We start from the raw sequence: 18,927 nt of genomic DNA, 5'->3' as shown, positions 1-18,927 counted from the left end.
GTAAAATGAGTAGGAATAAGCAGACGGAGAGAGCGCTTCGACCTTGCCTGAGCGCGCAATTGGGCGATCTGGTTACGGAGATGGCCCCGGCACGGACAGCTTCCTTCGGGCCCGTTTGACTTATTGGACGATGCGCTGCAGGGGCCACTTTTCGCGGCTCGTCAAGCGCGAAAAACAGTTAAATCCTGTTGGCTGAACCACAGGCTTGCTGCAATCGTCGCCGGGTCAGAGCGACAGGCGTTTGAACACGCGTTCCGGAATCGAGCGGATGATGAGCATGATCCAACGCCAGAACCAGGGCGTGTATAGCGTGTCGCGCTTCTTGTCTACGGCTGTTGCAATGTTTCGGCCGACGCTCTGCGGCGAGGCAACCAGGAAAAGTCCGGGCAGGCCGTAGGTCATGGCCGTGTCGACGAAGCCGGGCTTGACGGTCAACACCTGCACGCCGCAGCTGTTCAGACGGTTGCGCAGCCCCTGGAGGTAGAGGGCAAGTCCTCCCTTGGCCGATCCATACACGTAGTTGCTTTGCCGGCCGCGGTCGCCGGCGACCGAGCCGATGCCAACGATGAAGCCCTCTGCGCGGCTCTCCAATTCCCGGGCAATGCGGTTCAGCAGCAGCGCCGGCGCCGTGAAGTTGATGTGCAGCAGGCGTGCGGCTTCGCCTTCGTCCTCGCGGGTGCGTTCCGCGTTACCCAGGCTGCCGGAAGCCAGTACAACACCGTATAGCGGCCCCACTGACGCTTCGACGCGCTGCAGCAGCGATGCATGACCCTCGGTATCTGCAAGATCGAAAGCCTCCGTTTCCACGGGTTGGCCATAGCGCAGACGCAGGTCGGCCGCGATTCGCCCGAGTTCCGCAGCATCCCTCGCGGTGAGAAACAGGGCGTGGCCGCGACGGGCGAATTCGGCAGCGGTGGCGCGGGCGATGGCCGAGGTCGCGCCGACGATCAGTACGGGCTGCGGTTCATTCATGCGGGATTCCCAGGCGCTGTGCGAGGGCGGAACGGAAGCGGTTGTCAGGATCGATCGAGCGTTTGATCTCGCGCCACTGCGGGTAGCGTGGATACATGCGGCGGAAGTTCTCCGGCGTCAGGCAGGCATCCTTGGCGAGATAGACGCGCCCGCCGTGGTCGAGGGTGACCGCATCGAGTTCGGCGGCGAGTTTTTGCGCCCGCACGCCGGCCACCGGCAGATCCACGGCCAGGGTGTAGCCGGGTTGAGGGAAACTCAGATGCCCGGCCCCGACAGCGCCCATGCGTTTCAGCACCGCGAGGAAGGGTGCCTGACGACGGTTCTGCAGGATGTCGAGCAGGCGCTGCAGGCCGCCGGCGGCAGCGGCTTCAGACAGGATGCACTGATACTGAATGAAGCCGTGCCGGCCGTAGAGCCGATACCAGCGATCCAGGCCGTCCAGCGGATAGAAGAAGCTGCCGAAGTCGGTGACGAAGGGCTCCTGACGATCGGCGTTGATACGGTAGTAGAGCGCGTTGAAGGCGCCGACCGTGAAGCCGTTGAGCAGGCCGCCGGGCAGGTTGAATGGGATGCCCAGGGTACGGCGTGGCGACAGTTCCAGCGGCCGGTAGCGCATTTCCGGGGGCAACTCCTCGGTCAGGGCATGGTGCCCGGCCATGAACACGCCGCGTCCTGCGCCGCTCAGGCAGTCGATCCAGGCCACGGTGTAGTCGTCGTCCTGCTCGGGATCCTGGAACAAGGCCATGAGTTCGTCGAGATCCCGCGCCGGGCGATGCCGGGCCATGATGTATGCGGTTTCGATGCGGCGCAGGCGTAGCGCCACCTCGCCGATCAGGCCGGTCAGCCCCATGCCGCCGGTAGTGGCGTGAAACAGCTCCGCTTCCTGCTGAGGGCCGATGGTGCGGGTGCCGCCGTCTGCCGTGATCAGTTCGAGACTATCGACAAAGGCCCCGAAGCTGCCGTCGTGATGGTGGTTTTTGCCGTGCACGTCGCTGGCGAGGCAGCCCCCGAGGCTGACGTGGCGGGTACCCGGCGTGACGGGCGGGAACCAGCCGCGGGGCACGAAATGTTCGATCAGGGCGCCGAGCGTGAGCCCGGCTTCGGCCCGCAGCAGGCCGTTGCTCTCGTCGAACGCCAGCATGCGGTCCAGGCGCTCGGTCGCGACCACCGAGCCCGCGGGATTCAGCGCGGCATCGCCGTAGGCCCGGCCCTGGCCGCGCGCGATGCAACTGCGTTCGGTCGCGCAGGCTTCACTGAGCAACGCGTAGCGTTCCGGGCGGATGGAGCGGGTTTCCAGGCTGGGATACTGCCCCCAGCCGGAGAGCTTTTCGGTACGGCCGGATTGTGTGGAACTCATCTTGGGATGTCCCTTGAGCCGCGTAGCTGTCCACGCACGGCGTTGGTTAGACGCGCGCGGCAGCTGTCTTTAGGTGCTCCAGGGGGAAGACTTACCACAGCGCCCTGGGTGCGGTTATACGCCGTCTTGGGATGCGTTCTGCTCATTTTGTCCCGAAATAACGCTGGGTGAACGGGCATTGCCCGACCGGCAACCAGTGGGGGAAGCGGTAGTAGCTGTTGCGGATCGGCTTCAGGATCTTGGCGTAATACTGCGCGTATTTGAAGCCGTCGCCCAGTATCAGGCTGATCGGCGCGCCCTGCACGTCGACCACGACCTTGCGTACCTTTTCGAAGTAGGGTGCGTAGGCTGTAGCGGGCAGGTCGTTGGTGCTGATGAGCAGGACGTTCTGGCCGTTCCAGTTGCGGAAATCGGTCAGGCTGTCGTCCTCGCGGCCGTGGTCGGAGCCCGTGCCGAACACGGCGAAATGGCGTTGCGTGTGGTATTCCAGGATGCCTGCCGTGGCGTAGCCGCGGGTGGCCAGATGACGGCCGGCGGCGTAGGGCTCAGCGGCTTTCCACACGGCGGCGGTATGGCTTCCCAGTACGACGATGGGGTAGAACTTCGGAGCGATGTGCTTGAGCGCCGGCGTCGGCAGGGCGAGCAGCGTGCCGAGCAGCACGACGTGGGCGGCGGAGAACCAAAACATGAAGCGCAACGCCATTCGCTGGGCTTTAGCTTCGCACAGTGCGCCGTAAAGAACGAATACGAACGGATAAAAGCCCAGCAGCCAGTGCAGGCCGATCTGGTTCTTGAAGGAAAGCAGGCCGAACAGCAATAGTGGGACGCCTGCAAACACGGCGAATCCTCCCACCAGCGGTTCCCGCAGACGCGCGCGAATCTGACCGCGGACACGGTAGAGCCCGAGCAGGATCGGCGGCGTGATCAGGTAGAGCAGCGTCAGCAGGTAGACCGGAGGCCCGTCGACGCGCAGACCGTGGTGCGTCCGGTTGACCAGATTGAACAGGAAGTTGTCCCAGCAGTGTTCGTAGTTCCACCAGATGTTCTGGGCGAACAGGGCGGCGCCGATTGCCGCGACCAGGAGCAAGCCTAGAAAACTGCGCCGCCGGCGGTCGAGCAGCAGCCAGTGCGCGCCCAGGGCTATCGCGATCAGGCCCTCGAAGTATTTCGACAACATGCCCAGCCCGACCGCCAGACCGCTCAGTACGTAGTCTCGCCAGGCCTGGCTGACCAGAGCCTGGTAGTAGGCCCAGCCGGTCAGGAAAATGAACAGAATGACGGGGGTATCGGTAGTGATCAGCACGTTGTACAGATTGACGGGGGCGATCAGGTACAGCGTGCCGGTGAGATAGGCCAGATCGCCCCGATGCGGGCGTAGAATCCGCATCACTGCCCAGCCTATGAAGGTGTTGAGTAGGATGACCGGCATGCGCAGCCACCACTCGGCATGGCCGAAGGGCAACAGTGCGCTCAGCCACCAACCGACCATGGGCGGGTGGTCGTAGTAGCCCATGGCGGGATGCATGCCCCAGACGATGAAATAGGCCTCGTCGCCGGTCATGGGCAGGAAGGTGGCGAACAGAAGCTTTAGAATGAGCGTCGCCGCGAGTGCGGCATAGAACAGGCGGCGCGCCCCGGGCGCGGCCATTCCCTTTGGATCTTCGTTGTCAGCGCCGAATATGCTTGCGTACATCAAACTGCTGCGTCCCTACCAGTGGATCAAAAATCTGTTCGTGTTCACCGGCATTCTGTTTTCCCACCGGTGGGGCGAGGCGGGCTTATGGTATCAGGTCATGCTTGCAGCGGCGGCGTTTTCCTTGGTTTCCAGCGGCATCTATGCACTTAACGATATCGCCGATCGGGAACAAGACCGCGTCCATCCACGCAAGTGCCGACGCCCGGTCGCCAGCGGCGCGATCTCGGTACCGATGGCCTGGATGGTCGGTCTCGGCGTGCTGGCCATCGGCCTCGCGCTGGCGGCCTGGGTGTCGCCGATGGCTTTCGGCCTGATTGCGCTGTACGCCGTGCTCAACGGCGCTTATTCGGTGTCACTCAAGCATGTGGTAGTGCTCGACATTTTCATCATCGCCGCGGGTTTCATGCTGCGCATTCTGGTCGGCACGCTGGGCCTGGACATTCAGCCCTCGCGCTGGCTATTGTTGTGCGGCTTCATGGTGACGCTGTTTCTTGGTGCGGCCAAACGTCGCGCCGAATTGATGGATGCGCCGACCGATGGCGCGGAGCGCCGCAAGGTGCTGGAGCACTATTCACCCGCGTTGCTGGACCTGATCCTGGGTGTGACCGCGACCGCGAGCATCCTGACCTACGGCCTTTATACGATGAGCGCGGATACCATCGCGCTGCAGGGCACGGCGGATCTTATCTACACCCTGCCATTGGTCATCTACGGACTGTTCCGTTATCTCTACCTGCTTTTCGCCAGCGGCAGCGGCGGCGATCCATCAATAGATCTCATCCGCGATCCGCATCTGTTGATCACGCTGCTGCTGTGGTGTGGTGTCACGTTCTGGCTCGTCAGATAGCCCGAAACCCGAGTCGGCACACAAACGGGGCGCGAGCTGCGCAAGTGTGCACTCATGGTGCGCAGTTCCCACGAGTCCATGCGGCGAAAAGGCCTTTAGGTGGGGGAAACCGGAGTTGGCATAGCTTATGCTTTACTTAGATCGGGATCTCATAGTGTCTCTCTGTGATCCTGGTCGACTCCTCCTGCTTAAGGGGCGCTTGATGCGCCCCTCCTTTTTTGGGGCTCTCGCCCTGATTCTCCATCCCATGGAATATCACGTCAGCTTGGCACGGCATCTGCCTGAAACCCGGCATACGGCAGTGATGGGGGCAGGTATGGGCGATCTGAGTTATCTCAGCATCATCGAGCGTTTTCACGAGCACCGTGGCGTCATCCGCGAACTGCTCGCCTCGATCGCGGCCGGCGTGTCGGATGCGCCGTTGCTGGATGACGAGGATGCGCTGGCGCGGGCATATGCCATGCTGCGCAATCTGTATCCCTTCGTAGAGCGTCTCTATGCGCTTGATGCGCAGGGCCGGCGGATCAACGTCGGGGCCAGAGGCGGCGGCCGTCTGGCCGTACGCAGCGATTGCAGCCAGCGGCCGTTCTACCTGCAGGCGCGAACGGATGGCGGCCTAGTGGTCACCGAACCCTATGTGTCCAGTGCCAGTCGCGGCTTGTGTCTGTCTGCCGGTATCGCGATCCAGGTCGATGGCGAGTTGCGCGGCTACATCGTGTTCGACGCCGGGCTCGGGCGCATCGTGGAATTTCTCATGGGCGATACCTTGCGGCGCAGATTCCAGGGAAGCTTCCGGATGATCTACTCACTGATCGTCGCCGGGCTGATGGCGGTGGTGGGGGTGCTGTTGTTCAGCAGCGGGCAGGAGTTCTATGCGTTGTTCCGCGGTGGCTTGGGTACGGATCTGCATCTGCGGCCGTTCGGCATCATCATCTTCCTGACGCTCGGGTTGGCGGTTTTCGATCTGGCCAAAACGATCCTCGAGGAGGAGGTTCTGATGCACAAGGACGTCTACCGGCACAGCGCTACGCGCCGCACCATCACACGGTTCATGTCGGCGATTCTGATTGCGGTATCGATCGAAGCCCTGCTGTTGCTGTTCAAAGCTGCCTTGGGGGAGGGGGGCGAATTCGTTTCGGCGGTATGGATGCTGTTAGCGGCAGTGGCGTTACTGGCGGGGCTGGGCGTCTACGTTTATCTAGGCGCACGGGCCGAGGCCGTGCTGCTAGGCGCCCAGCGCAGACGCGCCGGCTGAACGTCTTCCCTGGGTGCGAATCGCGAATCCTCTTTCGCACCCGGGAGCGGCATTGTCCCGAGCAGTTTCAGCGGTCGCCAAACCCGTTACAATCCCCGCACATTCACTATAAATGTACGGGAGTTGCCATGGGTCCGGGTCCGGTCATGCTCGATCTGGAAGGTCTCGAGTTATCCGCCGTCGAGCGCGAAATGCTGCGTCACCCGCAGACCGGCGGCGTTATCCTGTTCAGCCGCAACTACGAGTCCGTCGAGCAGCTCGCTGCGCTGGTCGATTCGATCCATGCGGTGCGCGATCCTCATTTGCTGGTGGCGGTGGATCACGAGGGCGGACGGGTACAGCGCTTTCGCGAGGGCTTCAGCCGTCTACCGCCCGCGGCGGCGATCGGCAGAGCCTACGATGCCGATCGTCAGCGTGGGCGTGAACTGGCCGAGCAGGCCGGCTGGCTGATGGCGGCGGAACTGCGCGCCGTCGGCCTGGATTTCAGTTTCGCGCCGGTGTTGGATCTCGCTCACGGCGTGAGCGGCGTGATCGGCGACCGCGCATTCCACCGCGATCCGCGGGCTGTCGTCACGCTTGCGCAGGGCTATATCCGCGGCATGCGAGAAGCCGGCATGGCGGCCGTGGGCAAACATTTCCCCGGACATGGCGGCGTACGCGAGGATTCCCACCTGACCCTGCCCGAGGACACGAGGAGCCTGGAGCAGATCCTGGCTGCGGACACCGTGCCCTTTGCCCAACTGGCCGCGGACAGTCTCGCCGGCATCATGCCGGCGCACGTGCGTTACGCCGAGGTCGACGAGCTTCCGGCCGGTTTCTCGCGCTACTGGCTGCAAACGGTGCTGCGCGAGCGCCTGGGCTTTCAGGGCGCGATCTTCAGCGACGATCTGAGCATGGCCGGGGCCGAACTCATCGGCGACTATCCGGCGCGTGCGCGAGCCGCGCTGGAGGCGGGCTGCGACATGGTCCTGGTGTGCAACCATCCGCAGGGTGCGGCGGCGGTGCTCGACGCGCTTGCCGGGCGCGACGATGCCGTGTCGCGGGTACGGTTGGCCAGGTTCCACGGCCGCGGCGCAGGTATGGCACCAGCCTCCTTGCGCCGGCACGAGCGCTGGCGCAAGGCCCGCCTTGCGCTCGACGCGCTGGGCAAGATGGCGGAACCGGAATTCAACGTTTGAAGTAAAACAAGCAAGTTGGGGAGGATTGGAGGGTGATGGACGTTTCCGCATACGGACGCGCGGTGCTCGATTTCATGCAGCGCTATGACATGACCGGCTGGGTGGTGCAGGTGTTCCTGATCGTACTGGCCGTGGTCGTCGCCAATTTCGTGCTGGGGCGTGTGCTGGCGCGGCTGTTGTCGCGTGCCGGGCGTACGCAGAACATCTGGGACGATGCGCTGGTCGAAGCGGCGGGCAGACCGATGCATCTGTTGGTCTGGGTGGTTGGCGTGGGATTTGCCGGCGACGTCATCCTGCGCGATACCCAGGCAGCGTTGTTCGCCGCAGTGCCGCCTCTGCGCACGGTGGGCGTGATCTCTGCGCTGGTCTGGTTCCTGGTGCGCCTGGTGGTGAAGCTGGAGGAGGCGCTCATCGTTCGCCGCCAGGAACGCGGCCAGCCGGTGGACCGCACCACCGTCAAGGCGCTCGGCCGGCTGTTGCGCGCCTCGGTACTGATTACCGGCGTGTTGGTCGGTCTGCAGAGCCTCGGTTTCAGCATCTCCGGCGTGCTTGCTTTCGGCGGCATAGGGGGCCTGGCAGTCGGTTTCGCCGCCAAGGATATTCTCGCCAACTTCTTTGGCGGATTGATGATTTACCTCGACCGGCCATTCGCGGTCGGCGACTGGATCAATTCGCCCGACCGCGACATCGAGGGCACTGTGGAGGACATCGGCTGGCGCCTCACACGCATCCGCGGTTTCGACAAGCGGCCAATATACGTGCCCAATTCACTGTTCGCCAGCATGGCAGTGGTCAATCCGTCGCGCATGAGCCACCGGCGTATCTATGAGACCGTCGGTATCCGCTATGACGACATAGCGGTCATGGAGCCGGTCGTGCGCGACGTCGAAACCATGTTGCGCGGCAATCCGGAGATCGACACGGATCAGACCCTGATGGTGAACTTCAATGCCTTCAACAGTTCGTCCGTGGATTTCTTCGTGTACTGCTTCACGCGCACCACCGACTGGGCGCGCTACCACGTCGTCAAACAGGCGGTGCTGCTGCGGATAGCGGAAATCGTCGCGGCCCACGGCGCCGAGATCGCCTTTCCGACACGTACGCTGCACATGGTGCAGGAAAGTGCGGAGCCGCCGCAGGCGATGGAGGCCGTGCGATGAGCGGTCGTCGCCCCAGAATCGGCTTGGCGCTGGGTGGTGGCGCGGCCCGAGGGTGGGCGCACATCGGCGTACTGCGCGTGCTGCGGGAGCTGGGGATCAATCCGGACATTGTCTGCGGCACCTCCATCGGTGCGCTGGTCGGAGCGGCTTGGGTGACCGGCGAATTCGACAATTTCGCCGCTTGGGTGGAGCGTTTGACGCGCCGCCAGGTCTTCACCCTGCTGGACCTGCGCTTCGCCGGAGGACTGATTGCCGGACAGAATCTGCTCAAGGCGCTGGAAGAGTTCATTCCGAATCGTGACATCGGTGACTGCGACACCATCTACGGCGCAGTCGCCACGGATTTGGCCAATGGCAATGAGGTGTGGTTGCGGGAAGGCTCCATTCTCACCGCTACGCGCGCCTCGATTGCGCTCCCCGGGCTGTTCTCCCCCCACAACCACGACGGCCGCTGGCTGGTGGACGGGGGCTTGGTCAATCCGGTGCCGGTGTCGCTGTGTCGCGCGTTCGGGGCGGACGTGGTCATCGCGGTCGATCTCAATGCGGATCTGCTCGAACGCCACAAGATCGACGCTCCCGCGAGCCACGAAATCGACGACGAGCATTCTCTTGCCGGTAACGGGGAGGAGAAGCTGCTCGACCGGCTGTCGCAGTGGGTTGGTCCTTGGCTGGGTAATGGCGGCGAGCAGGTGCCGTCGATACTCGAGGTGCTGGGGCGTAGCATCAACATCATGATGGCCCGCATCACGCGCAGCCGAATGGCAGGCGACCCGCCCGATATTTTGTTGGCGCCGCGCCTGGCGCACATCGGGCTCATGGACTTCCACCGCGGGGGCGAAGCCATCGGGGTAGGTGAAGCTACGGCACGCGACTCCACGGATCTGCTGACCGGGTTGTGTCGTCCGGAGCGCGAAAAAGGACGGGAGCGGCGGTGACTGGCAATGGCCAATGTGCATGCCTATAATGCCGCCTCCCGCAACGATGTTCATAACTATGGAGTATCACCAATGGCTGACAAGCTTTTGATCGTGATGGTGAATACCGATCCCGCCAATCCGTCCGAGTTGGGCGCGCCGTTCTTCCAGGCGACCGTGGCGGCGGCGATGGAATACGAGGTCGAAGTGATCCTGACCGCGCGTGCCGGCGAGCTGGCCAAGAAGGGCGTGGCTGAAAATCTCTACGTGCAGGAAGGAAGCGGCAAGTCCGTTTACGACTTCATGAAGGATGCGGTCGAAGCCGGTGCTACTTTCAAGGTGTGTACGCCTACCCTGGATCTGTGGGGCGACGACCTAATACCCGAAATCGAAGAAACTGTCGGCGGCGCCTACGTGATCAGCGAGGCGATGGACGACGACACCGTTACCTTCACTTACTAAGGATTCAGTTCATGGGCGAGACTGCGCCCGATAAAGGACATGTATCGCCCGTGACCACGTCTCCGCTAGATGCGACGCGCGTTCTCAACGACGCAGAGTGTCTATACGCAGCCAGTGAAGTCGAACAAGCGCTCGACTCACTGGCCGCCTCCATTTCCCGCGAACTCGGCAATCAGAATCCTCTGCTGCTGGTCGTCATGACCGGCGGTTTCATCTTCGCCGGCCAGTTGCTTACCCGCCTGGATTTTCCGCTGCAGGTCGACTATCTGCACGCAACACGCTATCGCAGTGGCACCAGCGGTCACGACGTGCAGTGGCTTGCCCGACCCAAGTCGTCACTCGAGGGCAGGCATGTGCTGGTGCTCGACGATATCCTCGACGAGGGCCATACTCTGGCCGCCGTACTCGAGGACTGCCGTCGTGCAGGTGCCGAGTCGGTGCGCTGCGCCGTGCTGGTCGAGAAGCATCACGATCGCAAGTTCGAGGGCATCCATGCAGACTTCGTCGGACTGGGCGTGGAGGATAAGTACGTGTTTGGTTACGGGCTGGACTACCACGAGTACCTGCGCAACGTTCCCGGCATCTATGCCGTGCGCGACGCGGAATGATGCGCATAGGCCGGCCTGAATCTGCCGGGACTTCGTTCGATGTCTGATCTGGCCATCATCGGCGGTACCGGGCTGGCCCGTCTCAATTCGCTTGAGATCATTCGCCGTGAGGTGGTGCACACGCCTTACGGCGAACCCTCGGGGCCGATCACCCATGGCCGTCTGTTCGGACACGAGGTGGCTTTTATCCCCCGTCACGGTCCAACCCACAATATCCCGCCTCATCGTGTGAACTATCGCGCGAACCTGTGGGCGCTGCGCCACATTGGCGTGACGCGCATCGTTGCCGTCGCCGCCGTTGGCGGGATCACGCCGGCCATGGAGCCCAGCCGCATCGCGATACCCGACCAGATCATCGATTACACCTGGTCGCGTGCGCATACCTTCTTCGAACAGGATATCGAGCACGTCACGCACATCGATTTCACCGAACCCTACTGTGGCCAACTGCGCAAACAGCTTATCGCGGCGGCCCGTCAGGCAGGCCTGGATGCAGTCGAGCGGGGCACTTACGCGGCGACCCAGGGACCTCGCTTGGAAACGGCGGCGGAAATCGACCGCCTGGAGCGCGACGGTTGCGATTTCGTCGGCATGACGGGTATGCCGGAAGCGGCTTTGGCCCGAGAGCTTGATTTGTGTTACGCGGCCTGTGCGGTGATGGCCAACTGGGCGGCGGGGCGCGGCGGCAAGCAGACTATCACCATGGCCGAGATCAGCGCCAACCTCGAAGAAGGCATGGCCCGCGTCAAGCAGATGCTGGAAGCCTTGATTCCTTCGCTTTAGCCGAAGTCGCCCGGCTGCCAGCGGTCTACCTCCAGGTCTTCGTCCAGCTGCCAGCGGCCGATGTGGTCCGGCAGCTCGCAGTCGTGCGTCAGGCGCTCGACGAACACCGCTCGCGGAATCTCGCGCGCACCCAGTGAAACCAGATGCTGGGTGGTCTGTTGGCAGTCGATCATTCGGAAATCCCAGCGCTGTAACTGGCAGGCGAGGGTCGTCAAACCGATCTTTGATGCATCGGGCCGCAAGCTAAACATCGACTCGCCGAAAAACACCTGTCCCAATGCCAGACCGTAGAGCCCGCCGACCAGCTCGCCTTCGCTGCCCCATACCTCGACGGAATGTGCCCGGCCCATGCTGTGCAGAGCGGTGTAGGCCTTCAGCATGTCCGGTGTGATCCAGGTGCCGGGTTGCCCTTGGCGCGGCAGCGCGCAGGCACGCATGACGTTCTCGAAAGCCTCATCCACGGTCACGTGCAACCGCGCATTGCGCAGGCGCTTGCGCAGGCTGCGATGCAGGCGGAACTCGCGGATGAACAGGACAGCACGAGGGTCGGGCGACCACCACAGGATAGGCTGTTCTTCCTCGTACCACGGAAAGATGCCCTGTCGGTAAGCGCTCAGAAGACGCAGCGGGTGCAGATCGCCGCCCACGGCGAGTAGACCGTTGGGTTCGCGCAAGGCCTGCTCGACGGGCGGAAAGGGTTGTTCCGGATACTGCGGATCGAGCCAGGGTAGGGCGGTCATGAGTGCGCTCAGCGGCGGTCCAGATCGGTTCTGAACGGACTGTGGGCGTGGAGTTCGGCGCATTGCGCTCGCATCATCTGTTCCTCGCGCCGGGAGAACGTCTCCAGGTGCGGACGCATGTCTTCGTTCGCGATCCAGTGCGCGGACCAGGTCGGCGTCGGTAGAAAACCGCGGCTGATCTTGTGTTCACCCTGTGCGCCGGGCTCGAACGACTTCAGGCCTTGCTCGATGCAGTAATCGATGCCCTGGTAGTAACAGGTCTCGAAGTGAAGGCTGTGGAACGCCTCGTCGCGGCAGCCCCAGTAGCGTCCGTACAGCGTTTCGTCGCTGCGGAAGTTGACGGCGCCGGCGACCCATTCGCCGCCGTGTTCGGCCATCACCAGCACGAAGCGCCGGCCCAGGCCGGCGGCAACGCGGTGAAAGAACTCCCGGCTCAGTGTCGGCAGCCCCATGTGGCGCTCGAAGGTGTCGAGGTAGAAGCGGTGGAATGCGTCGATGTCCTCCGCGCTCGCCTCGTCGCCGTGCAGCGTGTGGAGGCTTACGCCGTCCTCGGTGACGCGACGCCGTTCGCGGCGCAGCTTCTTGCGCTTGTGGGAGCTGAAGTCGGCGAGGAAGGCGTCGAAGTCCGCGTAGTCGTGGTTGCGCCAGTGGTACTGGCAGCCCATGCGCCGCATCAGACCCTGACGCAGCAGGTCGTCGGTTTCCTCCTCGGGCGTGAACAGCCAATGCATGCCGGACATGTCGTTGTTGCGTGCGATGTCGATCGCTTGCCGCACCAGCACATTGCGCAAAGCCTGCGGTTCGGGAGCCTCCGGGGCGAACAGCAGGCGGCGGCCTGTGGCCGGGGTGTAAGGGATGCTGCTGACGATCTTGGGGTAGTAGTCCAATCCCTGGCGTTCATAGGCATCGGCCCACGACCAGTCGAACACGAATTCGCCGTAGGAGTTGGTCTTGACATAGAGCGGCATGGCCGCCAGCGGGCGGTCGTCGGAGCCGTGCACGATCAGATGCCGCGGATGCCAGCCGTAAGGCTCTAGGCATTCGGTGGTTTCCAGCGCGCGCAGGAAGGCATGGCTAAGGAAAGGGTCGCGGTCGCCGCCCAGGCGATCCCAGTCGGCGGCTACGATTTCCCCCAGTCCTTCGTGCAGACGCAGTTCCAGGCTCATGCGCCGGAGACGGCCTCAGGCCTTCTGCTCGGCCGCCAGGCGGTCCAGATAGCGCTCCGCGTCGAGTGCGGCCATGCAACCGGTGCCGGCCGAGGTGATCGCCTGACGGTAGACATGGTCCATCACGTCACCGGCGGCGAATACGCCGGGTACGCTGGTCGCCGTGGCGTCGCCGTCCAGGCCGCTCTTGACCGTGATGTAGCCGCCGTGCATGTCGAGCTGGTTCTCGAAGATCTGCGTGTTCGGCTTGTGCCCGATAGCGATGAACACGCCGCTGACATCGACTTCCTGGGTGCTGTCGTCCTGCGTGCTGCGAACCCGCAGGCCGGTGACGCCGCTGGCGTCGCCCAACACTTCGTCAAGAGTGTGGTTCCACAGCAATCGTACGTTTCCGCTGTTTGCTTTTTCGAGCAGCTGGTTCTGCAGGATCTTTTCAGCACGCAGACTGTCGCGGCGGTGGATGAGAGTCACTTCCGAGGCGATGTTGGAAAGGTAGAGGGCTTCTTCGACGGCGGTATTGCCGCCACCGACCACGGCAACCTTCTGGTTGCGGTAGAAAAAGCCGTCGCAGGTCGCGCAGGCTGACACGCCCTTGCCACGGAAGGTCTCCTCGGAAGGCAGACCGAGGTACATGGCCGAAGCTCCGGTGGCTATGATCAGCGCATCGCAGGTGTAGGTCCCGGAGTCGCCGATCAGGGTGAACGGACGTGCGTCCAGACGCACAGTATGGATCTGATCGAAAATCATCTCGGTACCGAAACGCTCGGCATGCTTGCGCATGCGCTCCATCAGTTCCGGCCCCTGCACGCCGGCCTCGTCGCCGGGCCAGTTGTCGACTTCCGTGGTGGTCATGAGCTGGCCGCCCTGTTCGATACCGGTAATGATGACCGGATTGAGATTGGCGCGGGCGCCATAGACGGCTGCGGAGTAGCCGGCGGGGCCGGAGCCGAGGATGAGGAGACGGCAGTGCTTGGGATCGCTCATGTATAATCCTTGCGTTCTTTAGGGTGTGGCGTCTGCTTGGCAGTTGCGCTCGATCGACTGCTTAAAGATGGGGGCGGCGGGGCGCCTTTCAATTACCGCAATGTTACGGCAAAGTGCCGCTTCTCGGCAAAAGCGCGCAGTGTCGCGATGTTGATTGCCATCAGGTATAATCCCTTGAAATATCAAGGTCGTATTTCCTTTATTTCACGTTATTTGTGATTCTGACTTTGGCGGAAACAAGCACCAAGCGTGGATGGTTCAAGTCGCTCAACGTTGGCCGCGGACGCGGTTTGCGCGAGGGCGCGTTGTTGCTGTTTTTGGCCGCGGGTCTGTACCTACTGCTGGCGCTGGTCAGTTACCATCGCGGCGACCCCGGCTGGTCGCAGACCGGATTGGGCCGCCCGGTAGCCAATCTGGGCGGACGGGCCGGCGCCTGGTTCGCCGATTTCTTCCTTTATCTGTTCGGCTATCTGGCCTACCTGGCGCCGCTTATGGTGGGCTACAGCGGCTATCTGGTGTTTCGCGGGCGTGCGGCTGACGGCGAGTTCGATCCGGCCGAGTTCGCCCTGCGCTGGGTGGGCTTCGCGGTCACCGTGGCGGCCGGCTGCGGTCTGGCCACTCTTCATTTCCAGTCCAGCTATCTGCCGCTCAATGCCGGTGGCATTCTTGGCGCTCTGGTCGGCAGCGAGTTGACCCGTGTGGCAGGGACTCTGGGCACTACGCTCATGCTGCTGGGTTTGTTCCTGGCGGGCATTACGTTATCGACCGGCCTGTCGTGGCTGGCGCTGATGGATCTGATCGGACGTTTCACTCTAGGCGTGGGGCGCTGGATCAGCCGAACACTGCTGAGCTGGCGCGAGCGGCGCGCGGCCGTGCAGGCGCGCACCGCACGGGAAACCTCCTTCAAGGAAAAGACCGCCAAGCGTGCGGCCAAACCCAAGCCCAAGATCGAACCCAAGATCGTGCCGCCGCAGACCAGCGATCGGGTCGAACGCGAACGCCAGATTCAGCTGTTCGAGGCGCCTACGGTGGCCGGTTTGCCGCCATTGTCGCTACTCGATCCGGCCAAGCAGAGCCAGGGTGCCTATTCCGAAGAGGCGCTGGCAGCGATGTCCAAGTTGGTCGAACTCAAGCTGGCCGATTTCGGCATCGAGGTCGAGGTGGTCGCCGTTCATCCTGGCCCGGTGATCACGAGATTCGAACTGCAGCCGGCGCCCGGCATCAAGGTCAGCCGCATCACCAATCTGGCTAAGGATCTGGCGCGGGCGCTTTCGGTGGTCAGCGTGCGTATCGTCGAGGTGATTCCGGGCAAGTCCGTCATCGGTTTGGAGATCCCCAACGAAAATCGCGAGGTGGTGGCGCTGAGCGAGATTCTGCGCTCCAAGGCCTACGACGAATCGAAATCGGCGCTGACCCTGGCTTTGGGCAAGGACATCGGGGGTGCGCCCGTGGTCGCGGATCTGGCGCGCATGCCCCATCTGCTGGTTGCCGGCACTACCGGTTCGGGTAAATCCGTGGCGGTCAACGCGATGTTGCTTAGCCTGCTGTACAAGGCAGTGCCGCAGGACGTGCGTCTAATCCTCATCGACCCAAAGATGCTTGAGCTGAGCGTCTACGAGGGCATTCCGCATCTGCTCACGCCGGTCGTCACGGACATGAAGGACGCCGCCAATGCGCTGCGCTGGTGCGTGGCGGAGATGGAGCGGCGCTACAAGTTGATGTCCAAGCTGGGTGTGCGCAATCTCGCCGGATTCAACCGCAAGCTGCGAGAAACGGCCGAGCAGGGTGAAACGATTCCCGATCCGCTGTTCAAACCTGAGGAACACGTGGCCGAGGAAGGCCCCCCGGCCTTGGAGCCGCTGCCTTTCATCGTCGTCGTGGTCGACGAGTTTGCCGACATGATGATGGTAGTCGGCAAGAAGGTCGAAGAGTTAATCGCCCGTCTGGCGCAGAAGGCGCGTGCGGCCGGTATCCACCTGGTGTTGGCCACCCAGCGCCCGTCCGTCGATGTCATCACCGGTCTGATCAAGGCCAACATTCCCACGCGTATCGCCTTCCAGGTGTCCTCGCGGGTCGATTCGCGCACCATTCTCGATCAGCAGGGCGCCGAGCAACTGCTCGGTTACGGCGACATGCTTTACTTGCCGCCCGGCCGCGCCCTGCCGGATCGCGTGCACGGTGCTTTCGTCGGCGACCATGAGGTGCACCGTGTGGTCGAAGAGTTGAAGAAGCTCGGCGCGCCGGACTATATCGACGAGATCGTCAACGAACCGTTGCCGGGAGAGGGCATTCCCGGACTGGATGCCGGTGGCGACGAGCGAGAGACCGATCCACTGTACGACGAGGCGGTGGCGATCGTGACCGAATCGCGCAAGGCCTCCATCTCCTACGTGCAGCGCCGTCTCAAGATCGGCTACAACCGGGCGGCGCGCATGGTCGAGGACATGGAAGCCGCAGGCATCGTCAGCCAGGTGCAGTCGAACGGCAACCGCGAGGTGCTGGCGCCGGCACCGCCCGAAATGTGATAGTGGCGCCCGCCACGCCCTGGAGGATTCTGATGCCACGCCTGTTCATAGCCTTGTGTCTGCTCGTACTCAGCGCCAGCGTCCATGCCGATGCGGTGGCTGACCTCAAGAGTTTCTTTCAGACCACCAATACGTTGAGCGGCAGTTTCACGCAGCAGGTCTACGAAACCGACAGGCCGCGTATCAGCCAGTCCAGTGGCAGTTTCGAACTGGCCCGCCCCGGCCGTTTCCGCTGGTCCTACCTCAAGCCGCATCAGCAGATTCTGGTCTCCAACGGACAGAAGCTGTGGATCTACGAAAAGGATCTGGCGCAGGTCACGGTGCGCGCCGTCGGCAAGGCACTGGGCCGCGCACCTATCACGCTGCTCGGCGGCAGCGTTCCGTTGACCGAGAGCTACACACTGAGCGACGACGGCAGCCGGAACGGACTGAATTGGGTCAAGCTCGTACCCAAGGACCTCAAGAACAGCCAGTTCGAGCGTGTCCTGCTGGGTCTGAAGGGGTCCTCGGTGCAGCAGATGGTGATGTTCGACCAGTTCGGACACCGCACCGTGATCACCTTTGAGGGCACCAAGCGCAATATTAGCCTGCCGGCCAAGGACTTCACCTTCGTGCCGCCCAAGGGAGTCGATGTCGTCGACATGCTGTGATGGCGGACCTGTTCGCAGACGAGACCTCCGATGAGTTCCGCCCGCTTGCGGACCGCATGCGGCCGCAGAGACTGGAGCAGGTCATCGGCCAGCGCCATCTGCTGGGCGCAGGCAAGCCGCTGTGGCGCGCCATTGCCGAAGGTCATCTGCACTCGATGGTGCTGTGGGGGCCGCCCGGCACCGGCAAGACCACGCTTTCGCGGCTCATGGCCAATCAGGGCGGGGCGCAGTTTCTTACCCTCTCGGCCGTACTCGCCGGTGTCAAGGACATTCGCGAGGCGGTAGCCAAGGCCCGCGAGGCGCGCGAGCGCGAACATTGCCCCACCGTGCTGTTCGTCGACGAGGTGCACCGCTTCAACAAGGCGCAGCAGGACGCCTTCCTGCCGCATGTCGAGGACGGCACGTTGTTCTTCGTTGGCGCGACCACCGAGAACCCGTCCTTCGAACTGAACAATGCTTTGCTGTCCCGCGTGCGTACCTACGTGCTCAAGTCGCTGGAGCCGGAAGAGGTGCAGGCGGTGCTTCGCCAGGCGCTGGAGGATGCCGAGCGTGGGCTGGGCGGGCAGGGGGTGGAATTGCCCGGAAAGTCCGCGGAGCTGCTGGTCGCCGCTGCCGACGGCGATGCACGGCGTGCGCTCAATCTGCTGGAACTGGCGGCCGATCTGGCACAGCCGCAAGCCGAGGGCCGTCGCGTGCTCGACGAGGACGTGGTGCGTGAAGTGGCCAGCCAGTCCCTGCGACGCTTCGACAAGGGCGGTGAATACTTTTACGATCAGATCTCCGCGCTGCACAAATCCATGCGCGGCTCCAATCCGGATGCGGCGCTGTATTGGATGTGCCGCATGCTCGACGGTGGTTGCGAGCCCCTGTATATCGCCCGTCGCATGGTGCGCTTTGCCAGCGAGGATATCGGCAACGCCGATCCGCGCGCGCTCGAACTGACGCTCAACGCCTGGGATACCTACGAGCGGCTCGGTTCTCCGGAAGGTGAACTGGCGTTGGCGCATGCCGTCGTTTACATGTCGGCAGTACCGAAGAGCAACGCGGTGTACAAGGCTTTTGGCGCGGCCATGCGCGCGGCGCGCGCCAACGGCACGCTCGAAGTGCCGCTGCACCTGCGCAATGCGCCGACGCGGCTGATGAAGGATCTCGACTACGGCAAGGACTACCGCTATGCGCACGACGAGGCTGACGCCTATGCGGCAGGCGAGCGCTATTTCCCCGAGGGTATGCCCGAGGAGCGGTTCTATACGCCGAGTGAGCGTGGGTTGGAGGCGCGGATCAAGGTACGTTTGGACGAGTTGAGGGCCAGGGATCGCCAGGCGCGGAAAGGTAAGTAGCGCTAGCTGGAAGCGGCATTCTCGGTTTTGATCTCGCACGCTCCAACTTTACGCACTTGCTGGCTCTGGTGGGCTGTTTCGTGCGAGATTTGGATTGATTGGCGATGTGTAAAGCCCACGCATCGTTTTGCATTTGGGGTGCTTTTCGGGCGCGAATCAGCGTTAGGTAGCGCTGGTCTTACGTGAGTGACGCGCCCGAGTACCTTTCTTTGCACGCCCAAAGAAAGGTACGAAAGAAAGGCGCCCGAAAGGCCTTGTCCCTACGGGCAGACCTCGAGCGTACACCCCGT

17 protein-coding genes are annotated in these 18,927 nt (G+C 63.1%); 11 read left to right on the top strand and 6 right to left on the bottom strand.

What is annotated here, in order from left to right; all coding sequences use genetic code 11:
• Positions 1–225: 225 nt before the first annotated feature.
• The 3 genes from P8014_RS13450 to P8014_RS13440 form a co-directional block, all read right to left on the bottom strand.
• Positions 226–972 (bottom strand): SDR family oxidoreductase, encoded by a 747-nt coding sequence (locus tag P8014_RS13450; RefSeq protein WP_337817840.1) that lies wholly within the window; start codon positions 970–972, stop codon positions 226–228.
• Entirely contained in the window at positions 965–2,329 is a 1,365-nt protein-coding gene (locus tag P8014_RS13445; RefSeq protein ID WP_337817839.1) for an FAD-binding oxidoreductase, read from the bottom strand. Before P8014_RS13445 ends, P8014_RS13450 begins: the two co-directional genes overlap by 8 nt.
• 142 nt (positions 2,330–2,471) lie before the next feature.
• Complete coding sequence (locus P8014_RS13440) at positions 2,472–3,977, bottom strand: glycosyltransferase family 39 protein (RefSeq protein WP_337817838.1); 1,506 nt, start codon at positions 3,975–3,977, stop codon at positions 2,472–2,474.
• A 31-nt stretch (positions 3,978–4,008) separates the two neighbouring features.
• On the opposite strand from P8014_RS13440, the gene P8014_RS13435 reads away from it, so the two are divergent.
• From P8014_RS13435 to P8014_RS13400, 8 genes are all read left to right on the top strand, one after another.
• On the top strand, positions 4,009–4,872 hold the full coding sequence (locus tag P8014_RS13435; RefSeq protein ID WP_337817837.1) for a decaprenyl-phosphate phosphoribosyltransferase: 864 nt from the start codon (positions 4,009–4,011) through the stop codon (positions 4,870–4,872).
• A 202-nt stretch (positions 4,873–5,074) separates the two neighbouring features.
• Positions 5,075–6,127: a PDC sensor domain-containing protein gene (locus P8014_RS13430; RefSeq protein ID WP_337817836.1), complete on the top strand. Its 1,053-nt coding sequence runs from the start codon at positions 5,075–5,077 to the stop codon at positions 6,125–6,127.
• Between the two features lie 128 nt (positions 6,128–6,255).
• Entirely contained in the window at positions 6,256–7,305 is a 1,050-nt protein-coding gene (nagZ, locus tag P8014_RS13425; protein WP_337817835.1) for a beta-N-acetylhexosaminidase, read from the top strand.
• A gap of 35 nt (positions 7,306–7,340) precedes the next feature.
• Complete coding sequence (locus P8014_RS13420; RefSeq protein ID WP_337817834.1) at positions 7,341–8,465, top strand: mechanosensitive ion channel family protein; 1,125 nt, start codon at positions 7,341–7,343, stop codon at positions 8,463–8,465.
• Positions 8,462–9,400 carry a patatin-like phospholipase RssA gene (rssA, locus tag P8014_RS13415; protein WP_337817833.1) on the top strand — a complete coding sequence of 313 codons (939 nt, stop codon included), beginning with the start codon at positions 8,462–8,464 and terminating at the stop codon, positions 9,398–9,400. The genes P8014_RS13420 and rssA overlap by 4 nt, the downstream gene beginning before the upstream one ends.
• A gap of 72 nt (positions 9,401–9,472) precedes the next feature.
• Complete coding sequence (locus P8014_RS13410) at positions 9,473–9,841, top strand: DsrE family protein (RefSeq protein ID WP_337817832.1); 369 nt, start codon at positions 9,473–9,475, stop codon at positions 9,839–9,841.
• Between the two features lie 11 nt (positions 9,842–9,852).
• Complete coding sequence (locus P8014_RS13405; protein ID WP_337817831.1) at positions 9,853–10,449, top strand: hypoxanthine-guanine phosphoribosyltransferase; 597 nt, start codon at positions 9,853–9,855, stop codon at positions 10,447–10,449.
• A gap of 39 nt (positions 10,450–10,488) precedes the next feature.
• The gene (locus tag P8014_RS13400) at positions 10,489–11,232 is read left to right on the top strand and encodes an S-methyl-5'-thioinosine phosphorylase (protein WP_337817830.1); all 744 of its coding nucleotides are present in this window, start codon (positions 10,489–10,491) and stop codon (positions 11,230–11,232) included.
• On the opposite strand, the gene aat is transcribed toward P8014_RS13400, so the two are convergent.
• Genes aat through trxB form a run of 3 tightly spaced genes read right to left on the bottom strand, consistent with a single transcriptional unit; the run spans position 11,229 to position 14,122 of the window.
• Positions 11,229–11,972: a leucyl/phenylalanyl-tRNA--protein transferase gene (aat, locus tag P8014_RS13395; RefSeq protein ID WP_337817829.1), complete on the bottom strand. Its 744-nt coding sequence runs from the start codon at positions 11,970–11,972 to the stop codon at positions 11,229–11,231. The genes P8014_RS13400 and aat overlap by 4 nt on opposite strands.
• A gap of 8 nt (positions 11,973–11,980) precedes the next feature.
• Complete coding sequence (locus P8014_RS13390; RefSeq protein ID WP_337817828.1) at positions 11,981–13,138, bottom strand: GNAT family N-acetyltransferase; 1,158 nt, start codon at positions 13,136–13,138, stop codon at positions 11,981–11,983.
• A 15-nt stretch (positions 13,139–13,153) separates the two neighbouring features.
• On the bottom strand, positions 13,154–14,122 hold the full coding sequence (gene trxB / locus P8014_RS13385) for a thioredoxin-disulfide reductase (RefSeq protein ID WP_337817827.1): 969 nt from the start codon (positions 14,120–14,122) through the stop codon (positions 13,154–13,156).
• A gap of 227 nt (positions 14,123–14,349) precedes the next feature.
• On the opposite strand from trxB, the gene P8014_RS13380 reads away from it, so the two are divergent.
• The 3 genes from P8014_RS13380 to P8014_RS13370 are packed head-to-tail and all read left to right on the top strand — an operon-like array spanning position 14,350 to position 18,637.
• Entirely contained in the window at positions 14,350–16,647 is a 2,298-nt protein-coding gene (locus P8014_RS13380) for a DNA translocase FtsK 4TM domain-containing protein (RefSeq protein WP_337817826.1), read from the top strand.
• A 32-nt stretch (positions 16,648–16,679) separates the two neighbouring features.
• A complete protein-coding gene (gene lolA / locus P8014_RS13375; RefSeq protein WP_337817825.1) occupies positions 16,680–17,297 on the top strand; it encodes an outer membrane lipoprotein chaperone LolA in 618 nt (205 codons plus the stop codon).
• A complete protein-coding gene (locus tag P8014_RS13370) occupies positions 17,297–18,637 on the top strand; it encodes a replication-associated recombination protein A (protein WP_337817824.1) in 1,341 nt (446 codons plus the stop codon). Before lolA ends, P8014_RS13370 begins: the two co-directional genes overlap by 1 nt.
• The last annotated feature ends 290 nt before the right edge of the window (positions 18,638–18,927 follow it).

The organism is Acidihalobacter sp. (assembly GCF_037381185.1).
In the GTDB taxonomy this organism is placed as follows: domain Bacteria; phylum Pseudomonadota; class Gammaproteobacteria; order DSM-5130; family Acidihalobacteraceae; genus Acidihalobacter_A.
Note: the sequence above shows the minus strand (reverse complement) of the source record. Positions and strands in the feature narration are given on the sequence as shown.

Bases quoted from the DNA above. Each gene is read 5' to 3' on its own strand.
- P8014_RS13450 (WP_337817840.1), bottom strand. From the start codon at position 972: ATGAATGAACCGCAGCCCGTACTGATCGTCGGCGCGACCTCGGCCATC.
- P8014_RS13445 (WP_337817839.1), bottom strand. From the start codon at position 2,329: ATGAGTTCCACACAATCCGGCCGTACCGAAAAGCTCTCCGGCTGGGGG.
- P8014_RS13440 (WP_337817838.1), bottom strand. From the start codon at position 3,977: ATGGCCGCGCCCGGGGCGCGCCGCCTGTTCTATGCCGCACTCGCGGCG.
- P8014_RS13435 (WP_337817837.1), top strand. From the start codon at position 4,009: ATGCTTGCGTACATCAAACTGCTGCGTCCCTACCAGTGGATCAAAAAT.
- P8014_RS13430 (WP_337817836.1), top strand. From the start codon at position 5,075: ATGCGCCCCTCCTTTTTTGGGGCTCTCGCCCTGATTCTCCATCCCATG.
- nagZ (WP_337817835.1), top strand. From the start codon at position 6,256: ATGGGTCCGGGTCCGGTCATGCTCGATCTGGAAGGTCTCGAGTTATCC.
- P8014_RS13420 (WP_337817834.1), top strand. From the start codon at position 7,341: ATGGACGTTTCCGCATACGGACGCGCGGTGCTCGATTTCATGCAGCGC.
- rssA (WP_337817833.1), top strand. From the start codon at position 8,462: ATGAGCGGTCGTCGCCCCAGAATCGGCTTGGCGCTGGGTGGTGGCGCG.
- P8014_RS13410 (WP_337817832.1), top strand. From the start codon at position 9,473: ATGGCTGACAAGCTTTTGATCGTGATGGTGAATACCGATCCCGCCAAT.
- P8014_RS13405 (WP_337817831.1), top strand. From the start codon at position 9,853: ATGGGCGAGACTGCGCCCGATAAAGGACATGTATCGCCCGTGACCACG.
- P8014_RS13400 (WP_337817830.1), top strand. From the start codon at position 10,489: ATGTCTGATCTGGCCATCATCGGCGGTACCGGGCTGGCCCGTCTCAAT.
- aat (WP_337817829.1), bottom strand. From the start codon at position 11,972: ATGACCGCCCTACCCTGGCTCGATCCGCAGTATCCGGAACAACCCTTT.
- P8014_RS13390 (WP_337817828.1), bottom strand. From the start codon at position 13,138: ATGAGCCTGGAACTGCGTCTGCACGAAGGACTGGGGGAAATCGTAGCC.
- trxB (WP_337817827.1), bottom strand. From the start codon at position 14,122: ATGAGCGATCCCAAGCACTGCCGTCTCCTCATCCTCGGCTCCGGCCCC.
- lolA (WP_337817825.1), top strand. From the start codon at position 16,680: ATGCCACGCCTGTTCATAGCCTTGTGTCTGCTCGTACTCAGCGCCAGC.
- P8014_RS13370 (WP_337817824.1), top strand. From the start codon at position 17,297: ATGGCGGACCTGTTCGCAGACGAGACCTCCGATGAGTTCCGCCCGCTT.